The sequence below is a fragment of the Paraburkholderia sp. GAS42 genome (assembly GCF_050436565.1).
Classification (GTDB): Bacteria; Pseudomonadota; Gammaproteobacteria; order Burkholderiales; family Burkholderiaceae; genus Paraburkholderia.
Genome location: NZ_JBNDML010000013.1, coordinates 183,508 through 205,798, shown reverse-complemented (window position 1 = coordinate 205,798; position 22,291 = coordinate 183,508). Strand labels below are relative to the sequence as shown.

Sequence of the window (22,291 nt, the reverse complement as noted above, 5' to 3'; positions counted from 1 at the left end):
CGCGGACGACAAACTTCAGGATTCGCGGGTTGTCCGTATGCCCGCGAAGAGCGGCGATCTCACATGCGCTGGCGTCCGGCATCCACCGGGATCTACACCACCCGACGCATCGCGAATTCCCGAAAATCACAGCAAGAAACGGAACGCGGTGGAAGGTTCGAATCGATAGTGTTCAGGCAGGGAAAGCCAATCGTGCTTCCCTCGTTCAACCCTGAGCTATCAAGGAACCGCCATGTCTAAGGAAGACGACAACAAGGCCATTGTCGGCCGCTGGTTTACCGCGTTCTGGGGCAAGACCTGCAACCTCGACATCGTCGACGAGCTCGCTGCTCCCGATATGCTGCTGCAGTACTCGCTGCACGAACCTCGTCGAGGTCGCGAGGACATCAAGGCATTCATGACCGGTTTTCGCGCAGCCTTCCCGGACCTCAACTTCTGGGGCGCCGCCGATCTCATCGCGGAAGGTGACTACGTGGTGGGTCGCTGGGCAGGTGGCGGCACGCACACGGGTACGGCTTTCAGCGATTTCCTCGCTGGATCGCTCCCGGCTGCGACCGGCCGGAAGATGAGTTTCACCGGCACGACCGTGCTTCGACTCCAGGACGGCAAAATCGTCGAAGAGATCGGCCTGGATGATGGCGTAACTGCCCTGCAGCAACTCGGATTGATCAAGGTAGCGTAACCAGAGGGTACGGCGTTGCCGGTTGCTTCCGGCAACGCCGTACGCATGGAGCGCCGGAACAGGCCGGAAAAATTCCGGCCATCATCCAGATTTAACGCACCTTCGCGAAATCCGCCCTGACGCCAGCCATCAACGCCACGCCGCTCAGCACGAGTAGCCCGGCAAGAAGATACACGGCGATATCCATGCTGCCCGTACTCGTACGGATCTGACCAATCACCCATGGGCTCACAATGCCGCTCGTGATCCCGACGCTGCTGATAAACGCGATGCCGGAAGCGGCCGCCTTGCCGGGCAGATAGCTCGGAGGCACCGACCAGAATATCGGCAGTGCCGCGAAGATCAACACGCAGGCGAGCGAAAGAATCGCGAGCATCGCAGGAAAGCTGTTCAGATGAAGCGTCAGCGCAGCCAGCGCCAGTCCACCGCCGATCGTGCAGAACGCGAAATGCTTGCGTCGTTCACCGGTGCGGTCCGAGCGACGCGCAATCAGGATGAGTCCAATTGCGCCGATCGCATTCGGCACGACTGTATAGAGGCTGACCGAGACGACGTCCTTGATACCGAAGTCGCGAATCATCAGCGGCATCCAGAAGTTGAGCGTCAGCGAAGCACACGTCAGCGAAAAATAGATGAACGCGAACAGATAGACACGTGGATCGCGAAGCGCGTCAAGAAAACGCCGGCCGTCGTGCGCCGCGTTTGCGGCCTGACCTCGCGCGCAGAGCGCAACGAGGCGATCTTTCTGCGGCGTTGTGAGCCACGTTGCGTCATGCGGCCTGTCGACCAGACAGAACAACGCGACGAACGCCAGAATCACTGCGGGCGCACCTTCGATCGCAAACATCCACTGCCAGCCGAAGAGGCCCATTACACCGCCCATGTCGCGCATGATCCAGCCGGAGAAGAGACCGCCAAGCACGCCTGCAACCGCGACACCTGCAAAGAACACCGACATGACAGCGGCACGACGATTCACCGGAAACCAGTACGTGAGGTACAACACGATGCCCGGAAAGAAGCCCGCTTCGAATACGCCGAGCATGAAGCGCAGGATATAAAAATGCGCCGGCGTCGACACGAACATCATGCATACCGACGCGAGTCCCCACAAAAGCATGATCCGCGTGAAGGTCCGACGCGCGCCGAATCTCGCAAGCAGGATGTTGCTGGGCACTTCGCACAGCACGTAGCCGACATAGAACACCGCCGCGCCGAGGCCATACATCGCGTCGCTGAAACCCAGATCGTGCTTCATCTGTAACTGCGCGAAGCCGATATTGATCCGGTCGAGAAACGAAACGACGTAGCAAAGAAACAGGAAAGGAATGATGCGCCACGCGACCTTCCGGAACATCGCGTGCTCTTCGGTTGCATCGGTAACATAAGCCGGTGTATCGGCCATAAGGGATTCAGGCATGTCTCGCTCCGCACGCAAAACGCGTCGTTTTTTACAGACGTGTTTTGCCCAGACGTCTATGCGTCTTTTTGTCTTCAAGGGACGCGAAAAGCGCGAGGCGCCTTTCGCAGGAGGAATCTGACCGCTACATCAATCCTGCAGCGCGGACCACATTTCCTTGTCGCGCTGCGCGGTCCAGACGCGCGGATGCGTCACGCCGCTCGCCTCATCGAAGGCCCGCGACACATCGAACGGCAGGCAGTGCTCGTAGATGAACACGTGACCGAACTTCGGATCCATCGATTTGCGCGTGTGCGCCATTGCGCCCTTCAGGTCGAGCTTCTGCTCGTACGCTTCGCGACCTGCTTTAAGCAGCGTCGTGACGAAATCCTTCGTGTAGTCGATGCCCTTGTGCACGTCAGCCGGCGACAGCAATGCCGGCCCGCGACCCGGAACGAGCTTTTCAGCACCGAGCGCGCGCAAGGCTTCGAGCGTCGTCGGCCACTGTTCGAGCTGTGCGTCGCCGCAGTAGCAGGCGGCGTCGTATTCGACCAGGTCGCCCGAGAACAGCACCTTCTGCGACGGCAGCCACACCACCGTGTCGCCCTTCGTGTGACCCGAACCGAGATGCGCGATCTTCACCTCGAGTTTGCCGAGCCACAGCGTGATTTCCTTCTCGAACACGAGCGTGGGCCACGTCAAACCAGGAACGCTTTCAACGCCCGCAAACAGACGCGGAAAGCGCTCGATCTCCGACTTCATGTCCTGCTCGCCGCGCTCGACGATCATCTCGTACGTGCCGCGGCTCGCGATGATCTGCTGCGCGCCCTCCGCGAAATACGCCGATGCGCCAAGCACGCGCACCGCGTGATAGTGCGACAGCACCACGTATTTGATCGGCTTGTCGGTGACGCTGCGGATCTTCGCGATCAGGTCCTGCGCCATCGCCGGGGTCGCCGTCGTGTCGACGATCAGCACGCCGTCGTCACCGATGATCACGCCGGAATTCGGATCGCCTTCCGCGGTGTACGCGTACGCGTTCTCCGAAAGCTGCGTGAACGTGATCTTCTTCTCTTCGAGATCCGCCTGCGATGCAAATGCCTTTGCCATGTCTGTCTCCATTGCCGCCCGGTGTGGGGATGAAGCCATGGTCGGCTGATCGTTATAATTTGTCAATGACAAATGTCTTTGCTGTGAACTAAACTCGGGTAAACTCCGATCGATATGTGACGCCGCCGGGATCGGATACCATCCTGTGGTTCCTGTACGAGACATTCCAATTGGCAAAGCCGTGAAGACCGAAGACATCGAGAGCAATCCCGCCGATACGTCCGCCGGGAAAAAGCAGCGCGGGATCCAGAGCGTCGAGGTCGGCGGCCGTCTGCTCGATGCGCTGGCACGTCATCGCGCGCCGCTCGGCCTGAGCGAACTCGCGGGCGCGGCGCAACTCTCCGCGGCGCAGGCCTACACGTATCTCGTCAGCCTCACGCGGCTTGGCCTCGTCAAGCGCGATGCGCTGACCGGCAGTTACGAGCCGGGCCCGCTCGCGCTGCGGCTCGGGTTGCTGCATATCGAGCAGCAACCCGCCTACCATGTCGCCGTACCGCAAGCCGCCGCGCTGGCTGAAGCGGTCGGCTTCAGCGTCGCCGTCTGTGTTGCGGGCACGCAGGGGCCGACCATCGTGCGATACGAGCGCGGTGGTTTTCCGCTACACGTCAATCTTCATGTCGGCACAGTGATGTCGCTCGAGGCGACATCGACTGGACGCGTGTTCTGCGCGTTCTTCGCGCCCGCGCAGGTCGCGGCCATGCGGCAAAGCCAGGCACGCACTGCCGGTCGCACGACGACCGTCAGCGGCGTCGATGCCCCTGCGGAGCCCTCTTTCGATGCGCCTATGCGCGCACGCCTCGACGAGATCCGCACGCGCGGCATGGAACGCGGCATCGATGCGCCGAGCCCCGGCATCAGCAGCCTGAGCGTGCCGGTCTTCGACGCGGAGCGCCGCATGCAACTCGCGCTGACGGTGATCGGCCCGTCCGGATCGATCGACGTCGCCTGGCATGGCCCCGTTGCGCACGCGTTGCGCGACGCCGCGCAGCGCGTCGCCGATGCACTCGTCAACCGCGTCTGAACCGATACCACCGAGTCCCTCATGACCCCAGACAGCTCCCTTTCCATCACCGGCGACGCGAAAGCACAACGCGGCATCAACTCGCTCGACAACACGGGGGAGCTCCTGCTTGCGCTGGTTGCGGCGGGCCGGCCGCTGTCGCTGCGCGATCTGGCCGCCGACGCCGGCATGGCGGCGGCGAAGGCGTTTCCGCACCTCGTCAGCCTGCTGAAGATCGGCTTGCTCAGTCGCGACGATGCCGGATATTTCAGCCCCGGGCCGCTCGGCCTGGAACTGGGCCTGATCGCCTTGCAGCGTCTTTCGCCGATGCGCGAAGCCGAACCCGAGATCGCAACACTCGCGGCTGAATCCGGAATGAGTGTCGCCGCTGCGACGCTGGGGCCGCTCGGGCCAACCGTGATCCGCCTGGAGGAATCGTCGCAGCCGCAGCACGTGAGCCTGCGCGTCGGCACGGTGATGTCGCTGGTCAACACGGCAATGGGCCGCGTATTTGCCGCTTATGTTTCGGAAGACGTGCTGATCGGTTTGCTGCCGCAGGAATCCATCCGCCTCGCAGGCGCCGACCTGGCCGACGCCATCGCGCCGTCGAAGAAAAGTGCGGCTACGCTGCGTGCGGCTTATCGATCGCGGCTCGCCCGGATACGTGAAGCAGGCATCGATGACGCGTTCGATGCGCCGGTTCCCGGCATCGGGACGCTCGCCGCGCCGGTGTTCGATCACACAGGAAGCATCCGGCTCGTGATGGCGCTGATCGGCTCGTCGGGAGACTTCGACCGCAGCCTGCGCGGCGAAAATGCCCAGCAACTGCTCGCCGCGACGCAGCGTCTGTCGTGGCGTTTCGGGTGGATGAGCGGGCGCTAGACAGCAGCGTCCTCGCTGCCTGCGCCAGCACGCGCCAGCGCCAGCGCTTCGCTCAATACTTCGGCGTCGCCGATATGATTCGCGAGCAGCAGCACGAGCTTCGCGTTCAGGAAATGGCTCTCTTCTTCGGAGAGCCCGTTATGCGTGTCGATGAGTTTTTCGTAGAACGCATCCGGGTCGGCGATGTTCAGTTCAGTGTTCAACCGTTTCATGGTCGTGATCCTTTATCCGTTGCACGTCGCGCGATCAAGCGCGGCCGTGACCGACGCGACGTCGAGCGCGCGCCAGCGTGCACAGACGTGTTGATCGGGCCGAAGCAGATAGAACGTGCCGGGCCGCGCGTCGAAGCGGTAGTTGACGATGCCCTCGATATCCTCGATGACGGTGACGTCAGGCGTTTTAACAGCGTCCGGGCCCGCCAGTCTCGTGCCGCGCGGAACCACGATCAACGAACGCACGGGCACGGGCAGTTTCGCCAGTGCGGCGAGCTGCGTCGCGCACGCGGCGATGTCGTCGCCAGGGCCGCAGAAATAGACACCGGTGAATGCGCCACCGCCCGTCTGGTGCAGAAACCACGCCTCACGGCCGTTCACGTTCACCGGTGCGTCTGTGCACACTGCGCCCGGGACCATCGCACAGGAAAAGGCATCAGCGGTTTCGTCGGGTGTATTGAGGGGCGAGCTGCGCAGCACCGTCGGCACCGACAACCTGCCGCTGTTCGCCATGCGTCGCGCGAATGGACAATCCTTCGCGAGCTTGAGCGTCGCATCGCGGAACATGCGCGAAATCGGGCTCTTTGGCGTGATGAAATCGGTGGCGCGCGTTGAGTTACGGATGTTCTCGTCGGCAGCGTATTCGCGTTCAGACGCATACGTGTCGAGCAACGAAGGCGGCGCATCGCCATTCACGACGAGCCGCAGCTTCCACGCGAGGTTGTCCGCATCCTGCACGCCGCTATTCGCACCGCGCGCGCCGAACGGCGAAACGCCATGCGCGGAATCACCCGCGAACAGTACGCGGCCATGCCGGAAGCTGTCCATGCGCACACACGAAAACGTATAGACGCTCACCCATTCCAGTTCGAATTCGACATCGTCGCCAAGCAATGCCTTGACGCGCGGAATCACCTTCTCCGGCTGCTTTTCCGCAACGGGATCGGCGTCCCATCCAAGCTGGAAATCAATGCGCCAGACGTTGTCAGGCTGACGATGCAACAGCACCGACTGGTTGCGGTGGAACGGCGGATCGAACCAGAACCAGCGTTCACTCGGGAACGACGCCTTCATTTTCACGTCGGCGATCAGAAAGCGATCCTTGAACGTCCGGCCCCGGCTATCGAGGCCCATCGCGCGGCGCACTGCGCTGCGCGAACCATCGGCGGCGATGACGTACTGCGCGCGCAGCGCATAGACGCCGTCGGGCGAGTCCACCTGCAGTTCGACGTAATCGTCGTGCTGGGTCAATCCCGTGACCGTGCTCTTCCAGCGCATCTGCAGGTTGTCCAGCTGCATCGCGCGCTCAGCCAGATAGCCTTCGACGTAGTACTGCTGCAGGTTGATAAACGCCGGGCGTGAGTGGCCGGTTTCGGGCAACAGATTGAATGTGTAGACGAGTTCGTCGTGCAGGAAGACCTTGCCGACATTCCAGCTGACGCCCTTCTCGATCATTCTGTCGCCGCATCCAAGACGATCGAACACTTCGAGCGTGCGTTTCGCAAAACAGATTGCGCGCGAGCCGCTGGAGAGTGTGTCGTCGTTGTCGACGAGTACGGCGCGCACACCCTGCTGCGCGAGATCGATCGCTGCGGCGAGGCCGACCGGACCCGCGCCGACGACGACCACCGGATACAGCGCAGGCGTCGCCGCGTCGTGGTCTGCGGCCCGCTCATAAGTAAAGCGCAGGGTCTGATAGTCCGTCTGCATGGCGTCTCCGATTGCCTTGATCCTGATTAGCCCATAGCAAACAAGATTGCCTCCGGCTAATTATTAGTCATTGTATAAATGTTTTGTTATACGCAAATATGTGTTTACCCCAGGCATGGGCTGGTACGCTCGGCAATGAATGGAATCCGCGTCGGAAAAGAAAGCGGGCGCCAGACGTAAAACGTCCGCGCCCGCGTGTTCTTCTGCATGAGGCTGGTTGTGTCCCGCAACGCTCCAAAACGCTGGATCAGAAGCTGGCTCCGATCCCCCGCCTGTCACACATTCATTGCGTCCTCAAGCGCCTCGCGCAGCTTCGGCGTACATCCGATCACGCGATTGCCCTTCAGCAGGCACTCTTTCGTGAGGAAATCGTTCGTCCATCCACCGGCTTCCTCGATCAGCAGCACGGCGGCCGCCGCATCCCATGCGTTGATGTGCAGTTCACAATACGCATCCTGACGGCCCGCGGCGACGTACGCGAGACCGAGCGCGCCCGAGCCGCACCGCTTGATACCCGCGCCCAGGTCATTCAGGCGCGTCGCCACCTTCAGATAGTGTTCGAACGGCGCCCTCGGCGACCAGCCGAGTTCAACGATGGACTGGCGCGGATCGTCGATCGTGCTCACCTTCATCGGGCGACCGTTGAGCGTCGCGCCGCAACCGCGACGCGCGACGAACAGTTCGTTAGCCATCGGGTCATAGAGCACGCCGATCTGCGTACGCCCTTCATGGACGAACGCGATCGACACGCAAAAATAAGCGACGCCACGCGCGAAATCAGCGGTGCCGTCGATCGGATCGACGATCCAGACGCTCTCGCTCAATGCGCCGCCGCCTTCCTCGCCGAAGAAGCCGTCTTCGGGAAACGCCTGCGAAAGCCGCAGCGCGATGAGCTTTTCGACCTCGGCATCGGTCTCGGTCAGATAGTCTTGTGGACCCTTGAACTTGAGCTTGAGCGCGCCGTCCCGTTCGAGGAATCTTCTTCGCACGAGATACCCTGCCTCCTGCGCTATCGCGCAGGCCGCCAGCAGGCGAAGATGCATTGCGACCTCATTCATTCCTTAATCTCCAGTCGTCAAAAACACGCCTCGCTGGTGCAATTCGCGGCGCGCATTGCACACACCGCTTCTGCAAACGCAGACAAGGCCTTCAAAGCAATCGTCGCGCCTCATCGCTGGAAAGGACGCCACGGTCCTTGCGATTTGCGGCGCTCGCAGCGTAGACATCGCGTCGTGCATGCGTGATCCCGAGTGGCTCAAAACCATTTGCAGGGTTGAACGCCATCTGGTTGACAGACACTTCATCGTCGGCGGAAGGCAGTGCTGGAATTTCCAGCTCGCCGACTGGAATCAACCTTCCCACCCACGCAACCGATGCATCCTGTACCGGCGTGCTCGCTTCATCGATGAATAGCTGCACGCAAAGCTGCCATCTGACCGGGCCGCCATAGAGACGGCTGAGAATGTCTTCGCGAAGGTAGTTGTCGCTTTCGCGGTCCGCCTGCGTGCCCTGCACCGTCGTATCGTGCGGCTGCAGCGAGTACTTGAACGCGACATCGCCAAGCCTGACGACAGAGCCCCAGAATCGCTCCGTCGCCACGCTGTCTACCGTGCGCAGCGTGGTCTCCCTGGCGAGAACCGCGACGATGCGGGCCGCTTCGACGAGCCCGAACTTGCCGTCGAGCAGTTCACGCGAAAACTGTTCCAGCGCGCCCGTTGCACCCTTCGCGATCTGCGCGACAAGCACATCGGCGAAGTCCATGAACTGCACCGCGTTTCTCGCGTGCGATCGACCGCCCTCGTTGGTCATCAGCAGATCGGTTTCGACGCCTTGATGCGTGAAAAACTTGAGCGCGACGCCGCGCACATCGGGTGCACGGTCGGAGAAAGGACACGGCTGGCCATTCGATATCCGGCAGGCAACGCGATAACTGACTGGCGCTGCTGCCACAACCTGCGGCGCAAAAGGACCTTGCCTGAGTATGTCGGGCACGGTGTCAAAGAGGCGCAGCGTGCCGAACGCACCGAGCAACTGTTTCTGGTGCTGACCGCGATCGATGCGTCCGTCCGAATGCGTTTTGTCACTGGCCGCAATCGTCGCCTGCTGCTCGCCGATCTTCGCGATAAGCGCGGCGATCACGGCCGCGTCTTCGCGCCGGTCGATCCAGCCGGTTCCTGTGCCGGACGGCATTTCGGGGATGTCGTTTGCCATCTTCCAGCTCCTTTCAGGCCGCGCATTACGTCAAGACGAGAGCCGTCACGTGGATTCGCGCAGGCAAGCAGCATCATTCGAGTTCGATCGGTTGACCATGCGGTGTGCGTCGCGCTGCGGCGTCCCATTCGTTCCGGCGCTGCGCGAGACCGTCGATGGACACGAGCCCTTTGGCCGTCGTGATGCGTTCGAGCGCGGTCAACCAGTGCACGTAGTACGTGTCGCCGCGATCCGGATCGCCGGCGCGTTGTGCGTCGAGAATCGCCTCGTTCAGGGCGTGCGCCCATTCCGTCCATGTGAACATGCCGCGCTCGTGCAACGCCAGCGTCATGGCAAACGCCTGGGCTTCCCAGGGCGCGTCAAAAACCGGTCCGCTTTCGCCACACGGCAACCCGGGTAACACAATGCGCAGTTCGCGCAGATCCGGTTCAAGGGGATTCATGTCAGGGCGCCCGCGTGTCGTCATTGTCGAGATAGGGCTCCCAGCAATCGACGCATATCGACGACGCCGTCGTGTCCGGCCCCCAAAGTTCGACGGCATCGAAGCGCACCGTATAGAGCCATTGCGGTTGCTCGCCCTGCCCGATTGCATTCGTATCCGGAAACACGTGCGCGCCGTGGACAGCAACGATCTGCCCGCGTTTGTCGCGGCAATAGCGCGGCAGCCGTGTATGTGTCGACGGATTCAGCTGACGGGTCCGCACAGCATCGCCCACCTGGAAGCGCGCTCCGGTGGTTGCCGGCCGCGTGACCGGGCTGCCACGCAGTAGCGCAGCCTTCACCTGATCGGCCATCAGCACGCGAGGAAGCGGCGCTGCAGCGACCTGCATCTTTCCCGATTCGATTTCCGCGGCGGTCGCAAGGCCCGTACTTTGCAGCAGCCTCCTGAGCCCCTCGAACCAGATTTCGTAATAGCTGCTCGCGAGGTATTGCGCGGGCGGCAGGCTTTCGCGCGTGGCACGCGAAGTGTCGATGTTCCACCTGCCGGTCGCGCCCATCGCGAGCGTGATCGCGAGCACCCGGGGTTCCCATTCCGCGTGAAAAAGCGGCGCGCCCTCGGCCTCCGGATGAACCGGGCCGAACGCCTGCATGCCGCCGAGATCGTGCGCGCCGTTCATGCCTGCCTCCGTTGCGGTGCGTGCGCGAGTGGCAAACCGGTGCCGATCATCGAATCGCGCGTTACCCGTTCAGCGAGTTCGTCCTCGCTCAAACCATCGGTTCCGGAAGGACGCATCGGCAGCACCAGATAGCGGACCTCGGCGGTCGAATCCCATACGCGAAATTCGACTTCCGCGGGCAACTCGAAGCCGAACTCCTTCAGTACGCCGCGCGGATCGATCACTGCGCGCGACCGGTATGGCGCCGACTTGTACCAGACGGGCGGCAAACCGAGGACCGGCCACGGGTAGCACGAGCACAACGTGCAGACCACCATGTTGTGGACGGCTGGCGTGTTTTCCAGCGCAACCATGTGCTCGCCCTGACGACCTGTGTAATCGAGCGACGCGATCGCGGCAGTGGCATCGTCGAGCAGCCAGCGACGGAACGCCGGGTCGGACCACGCCTTCGCGACCACGCGCGCGCCGTTACGCGGCCCGACGTCGTGCTCGTAGGTCTCGATCAGAACGTCGAGCGCTTTCGGATCGACGTAACCCTTTTCGACCAGCAGCGATTCCAGCGCGCGCACGCGCAGGTCCATTTCCGGCAGCGCACTGCCCTCGTGGTCATGGTCATGGTTGTGGTCGTGATTGTTCATCGAATGCCGCCCGGAAGATCGTTAGACAAAACCAGTATGGTTGCCGCACCACGCAATTGCAAACGGGGCGAACCGGCCGGATGCTTCGCCGCGTCCCCATTCACGCGATGAGTGAAGAGGATATTCTTTATCCCGCCGCGCGCTGTTCGCTACCGGAAGACACAGAGGCGACGTCGACGAGGCGTATGTGGAGCATTATCTCGTGAAGATGTCGGAGGCTGCGCGCGATCTTCCGACTTCGCTGCGCACAGAGGGTCAATGGACACAGGGAGCACTGGCATGGAAACGGGTAAAACTGAAGGCGTCGTTGATGACGTAGCTGGGAAAGTCGAAGATGCCGCCGGCGGCATAACCGGTGATTCATCGGCCCAGCTTGCTGGTAAGGCGCGCGAATTCCGCGGTAAGGCGGAGCAGTTGTGCGCCGACACCTGCGCGATGTTGCGGGACGCAACGGTCGAAAAACCGCTCACCACACTGACGCTTGCCGCATTGGCCGGTTTTGTCGTGGGCCTGGTATGGCGCGCAGGAGACCGCAGGTAGCTGGCGTTCACGCGCATGATGCAGATCATTCCAGTTATCGACGTGCTCGACGGAGCGGCCGTGCGTGCGGTGCGGGGCGAGCGCAGCCTTTATCGGCCGGTTGAGTCGCAACTCTGCAGGGGTAGCGATCCTGTCGACGTAGCGCGCGCCCTGCTCGACTACACCGCTTCGTCGATTCTGTATGTGGCGGATCTTGACGGCATCATGCGTGGTAAGCCTCAGCGAGACGCGTTGATGCGGCTGGCGCTGGCCGTGCCTGGCATCGAACTGTGGATCGATGCGGGTTTTGCGGGTGCCGTCGCGGCGTACGCGCTGATCGCGCCGCTTGACGATGCGGGCGCGAACGTGACACCGGTTTTCGGCAGCGAGTCGCTGGTGGCTAGCGCTACGCAGGATGCGCTACGCTATGGGCGGTCGGGTTCGCAATCGCAATCACATTCGCAATCAGGGTCTCTATCGAAGTCGCAGTCGCCATCGGGGCAGTCGTCGCGAACCGCGGCGCTGCCCGAAATCGTCAACAACGGGATTCCGTATGAAGCAATTCTTTCGCTGGATCGCCGACACGACGCACCACTGGGCGACATCACGCATTGGACCGATGCATCGGGCTGGCCGTCACGGGTGATCGTGATGTCGCTGGAACGCGTGGGTTCGTTCGACGGACCCGACCTCGCTGCGATCGCCGACGTTCAGCGTCGCGCGGGCACCCGGCAGATTATCGGCGCCGGCGGCGTGCGGGACACCGACGATCTGCGCGCCGCTGAGGCCGCCGGCGCGCACGCGTGGCTGATCGCATCCGCGCTGCACGATCGCAGGATTCCGGCCGCTTCAAACGGAACAGGTTCCACGCCGCGGACGTGACGCGACATATCGGTGGTATCGCTGGTATCAGCGGCATTGGCGATAGCGCCAATCAAGGCGACGTCTGAAGCGCACAGCGTTTTGCGATAAATTGTGCTTGATGTCGCATAACCCAACCGCGTTGACCGCGGCCGCCGCGCCGCGCGCGGGCCGCCCAAACCGACACCGGAGAAAAAATGGCAACTTCCACCGCCTACTCGCCAACGGCCCCAACGCGTGCGCAGGTCGACGCGCTGACAGGCGCAGCCGTGCTCGAATTCGGCACCGACTGGTGCGGTTTCTGTCAGGGCGCGCAGTCATCAATCGGAAAGGCGTTCAAACAGCATGCCGACGTGCGTCATCTGAAGATCGAAGACGGTCCGGGCCGGCCTCTCGGCCGCTCATTCAAGATCAAGCTATGGCCGACGCTGGTTTTTCTGCGTGACGGTGTCGAAGTCGCGCGCGTTGTGCGGCCAGGCAGCGTCACGGCTGTCGATGAAGGATTTACCGCGCTGTTTGATGAAACAGAAAGAGACCGCAGAACCGGCTGATATGCGATTTGTAACCAGCGATGCTGCTCCACGATGCAGAGCCTGGACTACGTGCGAAACGTAGCGTGTGGATCAATCGGGAAAGCGGGAACAGACGACGAAACGCAGAAACTGGATCAGGCCGAAAGCGCGGCAACCATGCCGCGCTTCCGCCAGACAGCCCTCATTGGGGACGGCGAAGCGCTTCAGCGACGATCGCGCACGTTTGCAGGTGCATATTCAGCGCATCAACGGCCAGGGCGCGAAAGCGGGCGAACCAGCTGGTATTGGCGGTAGCCGAGGCGGTGGTAGCGTTGTTCATGACGGACTCCGAGAATTTTGAAGGGTAACTACCTAGGTAATTACCCTTATTATAACCTTGTCATGTCGCAGCGCAACAAAACAAAATACCTGCCTGTTTTGTCGTTCCATGCAGTCCGAATCACGCGGTCCGTGTCACCTCAGGCTCTTCCAGCGACTCGGCCCGGACGCGCCCCTTCTCTATGCGCGTGCCCCTGCCTCAGAACTGGTAGTTGAATGAGAAATCGAATACAGCGTTACTTGCCTTTCGCGTGATGGGACTGCGCGCCGCATCGCCGACCAGTTGCTGTATGCCGGCGTCGCCCGTCACGAACCAGTGCTTCTGGAAGAACCAGATCGCGCTGACACCAAAGCCCACCGATTTCAGCCCCGCGCTCGCGTCGTATCGCGGATAACCGGAACGCGCCGACTGAAGGCTGCTGACGCCATACCAGGTCTGCATATACCGCGAGTCGGCAAAAACCAGATTCGGGCCGGCAAACCAGAAGAATTTCTCCGAGCTGCCCGGCAATGGCATATAGGCGCCAAGGTCGCCGATCCAGCCGTCAGAGCCACCGAGATCGCGGCGGATATCGGCGCGTATCACGAGCGGAAACGTCTTCGAGACCGCGTACTCAGCAAAGAGCTTCGCCTCGGGCGCTGGATTGATGTTGCCCATGCCGTCGAGATGGCCCGAGTTGTCCTCGGCACGGCGTCCGAGGTCATACGTGATCGCGAGGCCCGCGCGCCAGTGCGTGGTGCTCACGAGATTGACACCGAGCCCTTCCCCCGTGGAAAGGAAGAACAGGTCGCGATAACGCACATCGATGGCTGGCCCGACGAGCGCGTGATAGTTCGCGGCGCCGTCGTATCTGGGTCGCACCGTCACCGCGAGGCCGAGCCGTGTCTGCCATTGCGGTATCGGCGTGTCGAAAAGTTTTTCCAGCGGAAGGCCCACCGAGTATTGCCATTCGGCAAGCGGCGATGGAGTCTGCGCCCGCGCGGTGATGGGCATTGTGATCGATACCACCACTGACAGCATCGCCGTCAGTTTCAGTGCGCGGCGCATCCTGTCACGGCGTAGCGCGCTGCCATTCAACATGAAGCCTCCGGTCCCCGTTCATGGGGGAAATCTGCGTCGTTCGTTCCGGGTAGATGCGAGAGCAACCACATTGAGACCACTGCTACGCTGCCCGATGCCATTTTTCAATTGCCGTGACTTTCTCACCCACTGCGGCAGCGTCTTCATCGATCGATCGCGTGGACTGACGGGTTAAGGCAGATCAGCTGCGGCCGCCATTCGAGCCATCAACGATGGATGACGCGCGCGCCGCGTACGCGCCATTGCGCAAATACCGTTCCTGCCCGCGTGAACGTGGCAAGCGGGCGCCGGTGAAGATGCAGGTACTTGCACCGGTGCGATGCTGGTTCGCCGAAGGGCACCGATCGTAACCATTCCGGCGAACTGGCAACAATGTGTTTCGCCGCCGGCGATGGGTATGTGGTTTGCTCGATGCAACGTACCGAGGTTATTCGTCCGGCACAGTGGTCGTGTGTGCCGTCGCGGGAGATACCTCTCATCGACTGGAGGTCGTATGTTCGGAACCATTCTTCTGATCGTGCTGATTCTTCTACTCATCGGCGCGCTCCCGACGTGGCCCCACAGCCGTTCCTGGGGATATGCGCCTACCGGCACGCTGGGCATCGTCGCCATCATCGTGGTGGTGCTGGTCGTGATGGGTCAGATATAACCCGGTCCTTCTCGCGGGCGCTATCGCGCGATCGATCAGCGCCGCGCATCAACTCAACCGCAATCTCGACGGCAGTCAAGAGCCATGGACGCGACCCACAGGTGTGTTCGCGCCCCAGAAACACGGCGAAAAACGCGTAACACAACGTAAAATCTGCCTCAGCGTATACAGTTTTTGCATTACCGACAACGCACGCACACACCATCAAGCGCGACTCAATCCCGTTGCGCCATGCCCACAAGGGCACCGGGCGCCGCGCCAGCACTGGCCCTCCAGATGGCACGATTCCTGCGGCATCCAACGCACCGAAGCGAAATGGTCTGACCTGACCGTCTGCTGCAAAACAACAACATCCACGCATGCAGGCGTCAGGTTTCGCGGCTGATTCGGCGAATTTCCTCGAACCCGTCTACAGGACTAAGGATCACAAAAATGGATGACTTTGCCAGTCGCATGTGCGGCATCCTCACGACTCTCGTGCCACAAAGCTCCATTACACGCCTCGCAGAACGCGAATTCTGTATCCGTCACGCCCGTCCGGCTAACCGGCCGCGACCGGGCGGTTATCCGCGCGACCTCGTCGTGATCGTCGATGAAGAACTCGTTGCGCGTATCCGGCGGACGCAGCAAGACGAATTCGATCGCGACGTTGCGCCCGAACTGCTGCAGACGCTGATGCAGGATCTGGCCGGCTATAACCCGTGGTCGCATAACTTCAGCACGTTCCTCGTCGCGCTTAACAGCCGGCCTTCGTTGAAGAGCCAGCCTGCTGCACTTCACTGAGTGCGTCGAATCAGGCGGGCGGTGTCAGAGATACAGTGACAACGCCTCCGCCAAAAGTCCAACCGGCCTCTTCGCGAGGCCGGTGGCATTTCCAGCAGCGCTTTTCGCGTCTTGCCGATGCATCAGTGACCGCCCGCCCCAGCCGCCGCTGCACCACCAGCCTTGCTGGGCTTCGTCAGCCAGATGAGCGGCACGATCGCGACAAAGATCACCGCCGACAGCCAGAAGATATCGTTCAACCCAAGCATCGCCGCCTGCGTGTTCAGCGAGCGTTCGAAGAACGCCATCGCTTGCGGCGTGCCACCGCCGAGCGCGCTTTGCAGTGAATCGATCGCGCCAGTAAAGGTCGGGTTGTTCACGCTCGTCTGTTCGGCCAGTTGGGCGTGATGCAGGATCGTCCGGTCGTTCCAGCCCGTCGAGACAAGCGAAGTACCCACCGCACCCGCAAACACCCGCACGAAGTTCGAAAGGCCCGCTGCGGCCGGAATCCTGTCCGGCGACAGACCCGACAGAATGATCGCGGTCAGCGGCACGAAGAAGAGCGCAGTGGGAATACCTTGCAGCAGCGTCGGCAACACAAGCGTGTAAGTGTCCACGCCGGTCGTATAGTGCGAGCGCATGAAGAACACGGCGGCAAAACCGAGAAACGCCAGCGTAGCCAGGACCCGTGCATCGGACTTCGGCATGATTTTCGCCATCACCGGCGCGAGGATCACCGCGAAGATGCCAAGCGGCGCCGTCGCGAGACCTGCATCGACTGAGCGATAGTTGAGGTAGGCCTGCATCCACTGCGGCAGGATCACGAGGTTCGAGAAGAACACCGCATACGCCACCGAAATCGCCACCGTGCCACCGAGGAAGTTACGTCCTGCGAACAGCTTGATATCGACGATTGGATTCTTTTCCGTCAACTCCCAGATCACGAAGAAGACGAAGCTGATGGCTGCGAACACCGTGAGCGCGACGATCACCGGCGAATGGAACCAGTCGAGGTCCTTGCCCTTGTCGAGCATGATCTGCAGCGAACCCACCCATGCAACCAGCGACAGCAGACCGACCTTGTCGATGGGCAACTTGCGCGTCGGTGTCTCGCGGGTGCGGTAGATAAGCCACGTCACGCCGGCAGCAAAAATTCCGACCGGAATATTGATGTAGAAAATCCATGACCACGAGTAGCTGTCCGTGATCCAGCCACCGAGCGCCGGGCCGGCAATCGGGCCGACCGTCGCGGTCATCGCCCACAACGCGAGTGCGTGCGAGCTCTTTTCCTTCGGATACGAGCCGAGCAGGATGGCCTGCGACAGCGGAATCAGCGGACCCGCGACTGCGCCCTGCAGGATCCGCGCGCCGAGCAGGATCGGCAGCGTCGGCGCGATGCCGCACAGCCACGACGACAGCACGAACAGCAGGATCGCCCACACGAACAGTTTGATCTGGCCGACGCGCTGCGTGAGCCATCCGGTCAGCGGAATCGCAATCGCGTTCGCGGCGGCGAAGAGCGTGATGACCCACGTGCCTTCGTCGACGGAAACGCCCAGGTTGCCGGAGATCGTCGGAATCGCAACGTTCGCGATCGACGAATCCAGCACGTTCATGAATGTGGCGAGTGCCACGGCAAGTGTCGCGAGAACGAGCTTGCCACCGGTCAGGGGCGGGAGCGGAGCGGAATGCGTCGAGGGATTCATTGCGTCACCAGTCTGGGAGCCTGTCGATCAGAAGCGCTTCATTGCTTCTGACTTGTCAGATATTCGGATAAAAAAATGCGTAACGAAAATTAGCCGGCCTTGCGCTTCGACGCAGACAAGGGCACCGCTGCGGCTGCAACAGGACGGCTTGCCGGCATGTTCTGCGCGATGATCTTTGCGATTTCCGCGTCGGCCTGTGCACCGTATTCAGCGAATACGTCCGTGCGATAGGAGGTGTTCACCGCTGCGCCGAGCTGCGTGCCGGTTTCGTTGTGCGTATCGACTTCGACGTCCATCGAGAGGCCAATGCGAAGCGGGTGTGCGTTGAGTTCGGCTTGATCGAGCTGGATACGCGCCGGCAGACGTTGCACGACCTTGATCCAGTTGCCGGTCGCGTTCTGCGCGGGCAATACGGCGAACGCTGCGCCCGTGCCAGCGGAAAAGCCCACTACCCGGCCGTGATACTTCACCTTCGAACCGTAGGCGTCGGCGGTGAGCGTCACCGGCTGGCCGATGCGCATGTGTTTCAGTTGCACTTCCTTGAAGTTGGCATCGACCCACACGCCGTTCAACGGAACGATCGCCATCATCGGCGTGCCCGGAGCGACGCGCTGGCCGACCTGCACCGAGCGGCGCGCGACGTAGCCCGTCACCGGCGCCGGCAACGTGTTGCGTGCGTAGCTGAGGTAGGCGTCGCGGACCTTCGATGCGGCGGCCTGCACGTTCGGATGCTGTTCGATCGACGTGCGGTCGGTCAGCGCGTGATTGGCTTCGGCCTGCTGACGGGCGGCGTCGAGCGCGGCCTGCGCGGAATTCACCGCATCGCGGGCGTGAGAGATGTCTTCACCGGAGACGGCGCCAGTGTCGGCCACCGCCTGACGACGCTTCAGGTCATCGCTGGCGCGCGTGAGATCGGCCTCGCGCTGCGCGATGGTTGCTGCGTAGAAGTCGTTGTTGACGTAGAGGCCGCTTACCTGACGGACCGTCTGGCCGAGCACGGCTTCGGCGTTACCCAGCGCGACCTTTGCGTCGGCGTTATCGAGCGTCACGACCGGATCGCCCTGCTTCACGATCTGCGTGTCGTCCGCGTTAACGGCGACGACCGTGCCGCTCACCTGCGGTGTCAGTTGCACGAGGTTGCCGCTGACATACGCGTCGTCCGTCGACTCATGGAAACGGCCCGTCGTGTAGTAGTACGCGCCCCACCCTGCGGCTCCTGCCGCGATTGCTGCGGCAAGCAGCGTGAGCATCAGCTTGCGCTTGCCCGGGTTCTGCGCGGTGGCCTGTTTCGGTTGTTCTTCCGCCGTCGTCCGGCCGGTTTTGATCGTGTCGCTCATGTTGGTTCTCCTGACTGGGTTCGTGAACGTGTCGCGCTCTTTATTGCGCGTCAACGACGGGGTTGGCTTGCGCTACAGATGCGGTGCTGTTCGACTTGCCGCTGCCGGCATCGGACGTGTCGGTGTAACCACCGCCGAGTGCGACAGCCAGCGCGATCTGCTGGTCGCGACGGCTCATCTTCAGATTCGCGACGGTCTGGTCGGCGGACAGCGCGTTCATGTCGGCGTTGAGTACCGTCAGCTGGTTCGTGAGCCCCGCCTTGTACTGCGTGATCGCGAGCTGGTCGGCACTGCGGGCGTTGTCCTGCGCCACCTGTGCATCGACGAGTTGCGCATCCGTCGAGCGGACTTCGGCAAGTTGCGTCGCGACTTCCGACAGCGCCGTCACCAGCGTCTGGTTGTACGTAGCAACTGCGTAGTCGAAGTCGGCATAACGGCCCTTCAGCTGGGCGCGCAGCGCGCCGCCGTCGAAGATCGGCAGATGGATCGCCGAACCCACCGATGCCGTTCGGCTCGCCGCCGTCAGCAAGCGGCCGAAGCCGAATGCATCGAGGCCGATTGCGGCGCTCAGGTTGATGTCGGGATAGAACTCAGCCTTCGCGACCTTCACTTCGTGCGTGATCGCGTCGACGCGCCAACGCGCGGCGGTCAGATCCGGCCGACGGCTCACGAGATCGGCGGGCAGGTTGTCCGGCAGATTCACCTGGTCGCCGATGCCGAGCGTCGGCCGGGCAATCGTGAGGCCACGGTCAGGACCGGCGCCGAGCAGCGCGGCGATCTGATAACGCGTCGTGACAATGTTGCCGTCGATCGCGGTGAGCGCAGCGCGGCTCGTCGCGAGGTTCGCCAGCGCGGTCTTGCGTTCGACTTCGGTATCGAGGCCAGTAGCGATGCGGCCTGCCGTGATGCGGTCAATCTGCGTGCGCTGGTCTATCTCTTGCTGGGCGATGTCACGCAGGACGTAGAGACGCGCCAGCTGGTTATACGAGCGCGCGATCGATGCATTCAAGGTCAGCTTGACGACTTCGGCATCGGCTTCGCTCGCCTGCACATCCGACATCGACGCCTTCAGCGCTTCGCGGTTCTTGCCCCACAGGTCGAGGTCGTACGACGCGCTGAGCAGCCCCTTGTTTTCCGACTGCCACGATCCGCCCACTGGCGGCGGCACGAGCGCGGTGCCCGAATACTGCTGACGCGTGAACGCGTACGACGCGCCCACCTGCGGCAGCGTGTTCGCCTTCGCCGTTTCGCTGTAGGCCGAAGCCGCGGCGACCCGGGCACGCGCCTGTTCGAGAGTCGGGCTGCCCTTCAGGGCTTCGACGAGCAGCGCCTTCAGCTGCGCATCGCCGAACTGGTCGACCCAGTCGGCTGCAGGCCAGTGACCCGCTTCTGCCGGCAGGCTCTGCTGCGTCGCGAAAGTTTGCGGTTGAGCCATTTCCTTGTCGCTATGAATGCCCGCGTAATTCGCGCAGGCCGACAGCACTGCCGCGAAGATCACGCTCACGCCGACCTTCGCGATTCGCGTCATGGCTACGTTGCGATTTAACTGTGATTTCATCTTCTGACTCGTCAGATATTTGGACAAAAAAAATGCCGTTCAATCGGCGACAAATTTCAGCAGCAGACGCTGCATTTCCTTGAACTCGGCCTTCGAGAAATCTTTCAGGCGGTTGTTCAGCACCGCCGGTGCGATTTCGGGGATCTTCGCGGCGACTTCCTCGCCTTTCTCCGTGAGCGTCAGATTGACGACGCGGCGGTCTTCCAGACTGCGTGAGCGTTCGAGCAAGCCCCTGGTTTCCAGCTTGTCGAGCATGCGCGTCATCAGGCCCGTGTCGATGCCGAGCAGCTTGGACAGCTCGAACGGCGTGGTGGCGATGCCGCGCTTCAACGACAGCAGGATGCCCATTTGCTGGCTCGTGATATCGAGGTCCTTGAGGGCGGCGTCCATCTCCGACACCAGTATGTTGCGTGCCTTGTTGATCGCAAAGCCAATGCTATGCGTCAACATAAAGCCGTCTTTCGAGTAGTGCTCCATGACCGTGTCCTCCCTTGTTGGAAAACACAATATCTGCAAAATCAGATACTGTCAAAGGGAAATTGTAACAACGAAGATCACAGCGTTCGAGGATTGCCGTAAAAGGATCGATGCTCGCCCGGCGGAGCTGCGCTGGCCGGGACCGTTTGGCCGCGGATCAGGGCAGCGCAGGTGCGACCGCCCTAACCCGCTGTCGCGGCGACACGTTCGGCGAGTTTCGTGTCGTAGCTCGAATGCACATGGACGCGCTTCTTATCCGGATACGCGTACGTATAGGCCTTGCGCAGCGCCAGCGAAGCTTCGTGAAAGCCCGACAGAATCAGCTTCTGCTTGTTCGGGTAGTTCGCCACATCGCCGACAGCAAAGATTCCCGGGCGCGAGGTTTCGTAATTCGACGTATCGACGTTAAGCCGGCCCGCGACGCCTTCGATACCCCAGGTCGCGATGGGCCCGAGGTCGGCAACGAGGCCATACAGCGCGATCACGTGCTCAGCTTCGAGTTGTGCCGTACCGCCAATCTGCTTGATGTCGATCGATTCGAGCGTGCCGCCGGGCGCGTTCAGCGCACCGATCGCGCCGACCATGAAGTCCATTTCGCCTGCTTCAACCGCCCGCTTCATTTGCTCGACGCTCGCCGCGGCCGCGCTGAAGCCATTGCGCCGATGAACCAGCGTCACGCGGCGCGCAACGCCCCGTAACGCCAATGCCCAGTCGAGCGCCGAATCTCCGCCACCGGCCACCACCACGGTGCGGCCGGCGAACCGCGAGACATCGGGGACGCTGTAATGAACGTGGCGCCCTTCGAGGGGCGTGGCTTCGTCGAGCGTGATGCGCTGCGGCACGAACGCGCCATTGCCGGCCGCCAGCATGATGGCAGCGACATCGAAGACGAGCCCGCGATCGGTCGTGACGATCCAGCGTCCGTCGTCGCGCCGCTCGACGGTTTCGACGCGCTGCTCCAGATGGATCGGCACGTCGAACGGGCGGATCTGCGTCATCAGCCGGTCGACAAGGTCGCGCGCCGTGCACGACGGAATCGCGGGAATGTCGTAGATCGGCTTGTCGGGATACAGTTCGACGCACTGGCCACCCACCCGCGTCAGCACATCGACGATCTGGCACGACAGACCGATCACGCCGGCCTCGAACGCCGCAAACAACCCGACCGGCCCTGCGCCGACGATCAAAACGTCGGTACGTACCGGGCTGCTCGCCGATCCGTTCACTTCGAAACTCATTCTGGACTCCTGTCGCCGGGCGCGTGGATTACGCGTCGATGGACCCAACATACAGAAGCGACCCGCTCGGGGCAACCAAGACACCACGCCCGGTAAGGCCGTCAGGCCTTGATGGCCGGCCGTTCCGGCCATATCGTGAGCGGGGCTAAGCCAGGTTAAGCCAGGTTAGTCCGGGATCAGGCACACGCCGCGCAGTCGTCGAACGACGCTCAAACGACACTCAGGAATTGCTTCATCTACACCCAGTATTCAATCGAACCGGCGGGATGGTTGATAATGTCGGGTTTCCG

At 62.1% G+C, this 22,291-nt stretch carries 24 protein-coding genes; 8 read left to right on the top strand and 16 right to left on the bottom strand.

Features of this window, described 5'->3' with window-relative positions:
• Positions 1 to 232 precede the first annotated feature (232 nt).
• Positions 233 to 682 (top strand): ester cyclase, encoded by a 450-nt coding sequence (locus tag P3T16_RS20465; protein WP_429343629.1) that lies wholly within the window; start codon positions 233 to 235, stop codon positions 680 to 682.
• Positions 683 to 773: 91 nt separating this feature from the next.
• Here the strand turns inward: P3T16_RS20465 and P3T16_RS20460 are convergent, their stop codons facing one another.
• Together P3T16_RS20460 and P3T16_RS20455 are read right to left on the bottom strand one after the other, a co-directional pair.
• Positions 774 to 2,102: an MFS transporter gene (locus tag P3T16_RS20460; RefSeq protein ID WP_429343628.1), complete on the bottom strand. Its 1,329-nt coding sequence runs from the start codon at positions 2,100 to 2,102 to the stop codon at positions 774 to 776.
• Positions 2,103 to 2,231: 129 nt separating this feature from the next.
• Positions 2,232 to 3,191, bottom strand: coding sequence for an MBL fold metallo-hydrolase (locus tag P3T16_RS20455; RefSeq protein WP_429255644.1), 960 nt, complete (start codon positions 3,189 to 3,191; stop codon positions 2,232 to 2,234).
• Positions 3,192 to 3,372: 181 nt separating this feature from the next.
• Between P3T16_RS20455 and P3T16_RS20450 the strand changes: the two genes are divergently transcribed.
• Together P3T16_RS20450 and P3T16_RS20445 are read left to right on the top strand one after the other, a co-directional pair.
• Entirely contained in the window at positions 3,373 to 4,212 is an 840-nt protein-coding gene (locus P3T16_RS20450; protein ID WP_429343627.1) for an IclR family transcriptional regulator, read from the top strand.
• A gap of 21 nt (positions 4,213 to 4,233) precedes the next feature.
• On the top strand, positions 4,234 to 5,073 hold the full coding sequence (locus P3T16_RS20445; RefSeq protein ID WP_429343626.1) for an IclR family transcriptional regulator: 840 nt from the start codon (positions 4,234 to 4,236) through the stop codon (positions 5,071 to 5,073).
• Here the strand turns inward: P3T16_RS20445 and P3T16_RS20440 are convergent.
• The 7 genes from P3T16_RS20440 to nthA all read right to left on the bottom strand — a co-directional run bounded on the left by P3T16_RS20440 (position 5,070) and on the right by nthA (position 10,962).
• Positions 5,070 to 5,285 (bottom strand): DUF2783 domain-containing protein, encoded by a 216-nt coding sequence (locus P3T16_RS20440; protein ID WP_429343625.1) that lies wholly within the window; start codon positions 5,283 to 5,285, stop codon positions 5,070 to 5,072. The two genes, P3T16_RS20445 and P3T16_RS20440, sit on opposite strands and share 4 nt — an antisense overlap.
• Positions 5,286 to 5,297: 12 nt before the next feature.
• Complete coding sequence (locus tag P3T16_RS20435; RefSeq protein WP_429343624.1) at positions 5,298 to 6,995, bottom strand: FAD-dependent oxidoreductase; 1,698 nt, start codon at positions 6,993 to 6,995, stop codon at positions 5,298 to 5,300.
• A gap of 275 nt (positions 6,996 to 7,270) precedes the next feature.
• Positions 7,271 to 8,053 carry an inositol monophosphatase family protein gene (locus P3T16_RS20430; RefSeq protein WP_429343623.1) on the bottom strand — a complete coding sequence of 261 codons (783 nt, stop codon included), beginning with the start codon at positions 8,051 to 8,053 and terminating at the stop codon, positions 7,271 to 7,273.
• 91 nt (positions 8,054 to 8,144) lie between these two features.
• The gene (locus P3T16_RS20425) at positions 8,145 to 9,206 is read right to left on the bottom strand and encodes a catalase (RefSeq protein ID WP_429343622.1); all 1,062 of its coding nucleotides are present in this window, start codon (positions 9,204 to 9,206) and stop codon (positions 8,145 to 8,147) included.
• Positions 9,207 to 9,279: 73 nt separating this feature from the next.
• Complete coding sequence (locus tag P3T16_RS20420) at positions 9,280 to 9,648, bottom strand: nitrile hydratase accessory protein (RefSeq protein WP_429255651.1); 369 nt, start codon at positions 9,646 to 9,648, stop codon at positions 9,280 to 9,282.
• Between the two features lies 1 nt (position 9,649).
• Positions 9,650 to 10,324 (bottom strand): nitrile hydratase subunit beta, encoded by a 675-nt coding sequence (gene nthB / locus P3T16_RS20415; RefSeq protein ID WP_429343621.1) that lies wholly within the window; start codon positions 10,322 to 10,324, stop codon positions 9,650 to 9,652.
• Positions 10,321 to 10,962, bottom strand: coding sequence for a nitrile hydratase subunit alpha (gene nthA, locus P3T16_RS20410; protein ID WP_429343620.1), 642 nt, complete (start codon positions 10,960 to 10,962; stop codon positions 10,321 to 10,323). Before nthA ends, nthB begins: the two co-directional genes overlap by 4 nt.
• A gap of 279 nt (positions 10,963 to 11,241) precedes the next feature.
• Between nthA and P3T16_RS20405 the strand changes: the two genes are divergently transcribed.
• The 3 genes from P3T16_RS20405 (at position 11,242) to P3T16_RS20395 (ending at position 12,893) form a co-directional block, all read left to right on the top strand.
• A complete protein-coding gene (locus tag P3T16_RS20405) occupies positions 11,242 to 11,502 on the top strand; it encodes a CsbD family protein (protein ID WP_429255654.1) in 261 nt (86 codons plus the stop codon).
• Between the two features lie 15 nt (positions 11,503 to 11,517).
• Positions 11,518 to 12,363, top strand: coding sequence for a HisA/HisF-related TIM barrel protein (locus tag P3T16_RS20400; protein ID WP_429343619.1), 846 nt, complete (start codon positions 11,518 to 11,520; stop codon positions 12,361 to 12,363).
• Positions 12,364 to 12,539: 176 nt separating this feature from the next.
• Entirely contained in the window at positions 12,540 to 12,893 is a 354-nt protein-coding gene (locus P3T16_RS20395) for a thioredoxin family protein (protein WP_429255656.1), read from the top strand.
• A 163-nt stretch (positions 12,894 to 13,056) separates the two neighbouring features.
• Here P3T16_RS20395 and P3T16_RS20390 read toward each other — a convergent pair whose 3' ends face one another.
• Complete coding sequence (locus P3T16_RS20390; RefSeq protein WP_429255657.1) at positions 13,057 to 13,194, bottom strand: hypothetical protein; 138 nt, start codon at positions 13,192 to 13,194, stop codon at positions 13,057 to 13,059.
• A 198-nt stretch (positions 13,195 to 13,392) separates the two neighbouring features.
• Complete coding sequence (locus tag P3T16_RS20385; RefSeq protein WP_429343618.1) at positions 13,393 to 14,274, bottom strand: MipA/OmpV family protein; 882 nt, start codon at positions 14,272 to 14,274, stop codon at positions 13,393 to 13,395.
• A 493-nt stretch (positions 14,275 to 14,767) separates the two neighbouring features.
• On the opposite strand from P3T16_RS20385, the gene P3T16_RS20380 reads away from it, so the two are divergent.
• The gene (locus tag P3T16_RS20380; RefSeq protein WP_429343617.1) at positions 14,768 to 14,923 is read left to right on the top strand and encodes a DUF3309 family protein; all 156 of its coding nucleotides are present in this window, start codon (positions 14,768 to 14,770) and stop codon (positions 14,921 to 14,923) included.
• Positions 14,924 to 15,355: 432 nt separating this feature from the next.
• The gene (locus tag P3T16_RS20375; RefSeq protein ID WP_429255660.1) at positions 15,356 to 15,706 is read left to right on the top strand and encodes a hypothetical protein; all 351 of its coding nucleotides are present in this window, start codon (positions 15,356 to 15,358) and stop codon (positions 15,704 to 15,706) included.
• Positions 15,707 to 15,828: 122 nt separating this feature from the next.
• On the opposite strand, the gene P3T16_RS20370 is transcribed toward P3T16_RS20375, so the two are convergent.
• The 5 genes from P3T16_RS20370 to P3T16_RS20350 form a co-directional block, all read right to left on the bottom strand.
• Positions 15,829 to 17,391 (bottom strand): DHA2 family efflux MFS transporter permease subunit, encoded by a 1,563-nt coding sequence (locus tag P3T16_RS20370; RefSeq protein WP_429343616.1) that lies wholly within the window; start codon positions 17,389 to 17,391, stop codon positions 15,829 to 15,831.
• An 89-nt stretch (positions 17,392 to 17,480) separates the two neighbouring features.
• Entirely contained in the window at positions 17,481 to 18,728 is a 1,248-nt protein-coding gene (locus P3T16_RS20365; protein ID WP_429343615.1) for an HlyD family efflux transporter periplasmic adaptor subunit, read from the bottom strand.
• Positions 18,729 to 18,768: 40 nt separating this feature from the next.
• Positions 18,769 to 20,286, bottom strand: a complete 1,518-nt coding sequence (locus P3T16_RS20360) for an efflux transporter outer membrane subunit (protein WP_429343614.1) — start codon at positions 20,284 to 20,286, stop codon at positions 18,769 to 18,771.
• Between the two features lie 39 nt (positions 20,287 to 20,325).
• The gene (locus P3T16_RS20355; protein WP_429343613.1) at positions 20,326 to 20,763 is read right to left on the bottom strand and encodes a MarR family winged helix-turn-helix transcriptional regulator; all 438 of its coding nucleotides are present in this window, start codon (positions 20,761 to 20,763) and stop codon (positions 20,326 to 20,328) included.
• A 182-nt stretch (positions 20,764 to 20,945) separates the two neighbouring features.
• The gene (locus tag P3T16_RS20350) at positions 20,946 to 22,001 is read right to left on the bottom strand and encodes an NAD(P)/FAD-dependent oxidoreductase (protein ID WP_429343612.1); all 1,056 of its coding nucleotides are present in this window, start codon (positions 21,999 to 22,001) and stop codon (positions 20,946 to 20,948) included.
• Positions 22,002 to 22,291: the final 290 nt, after the last annotated feature.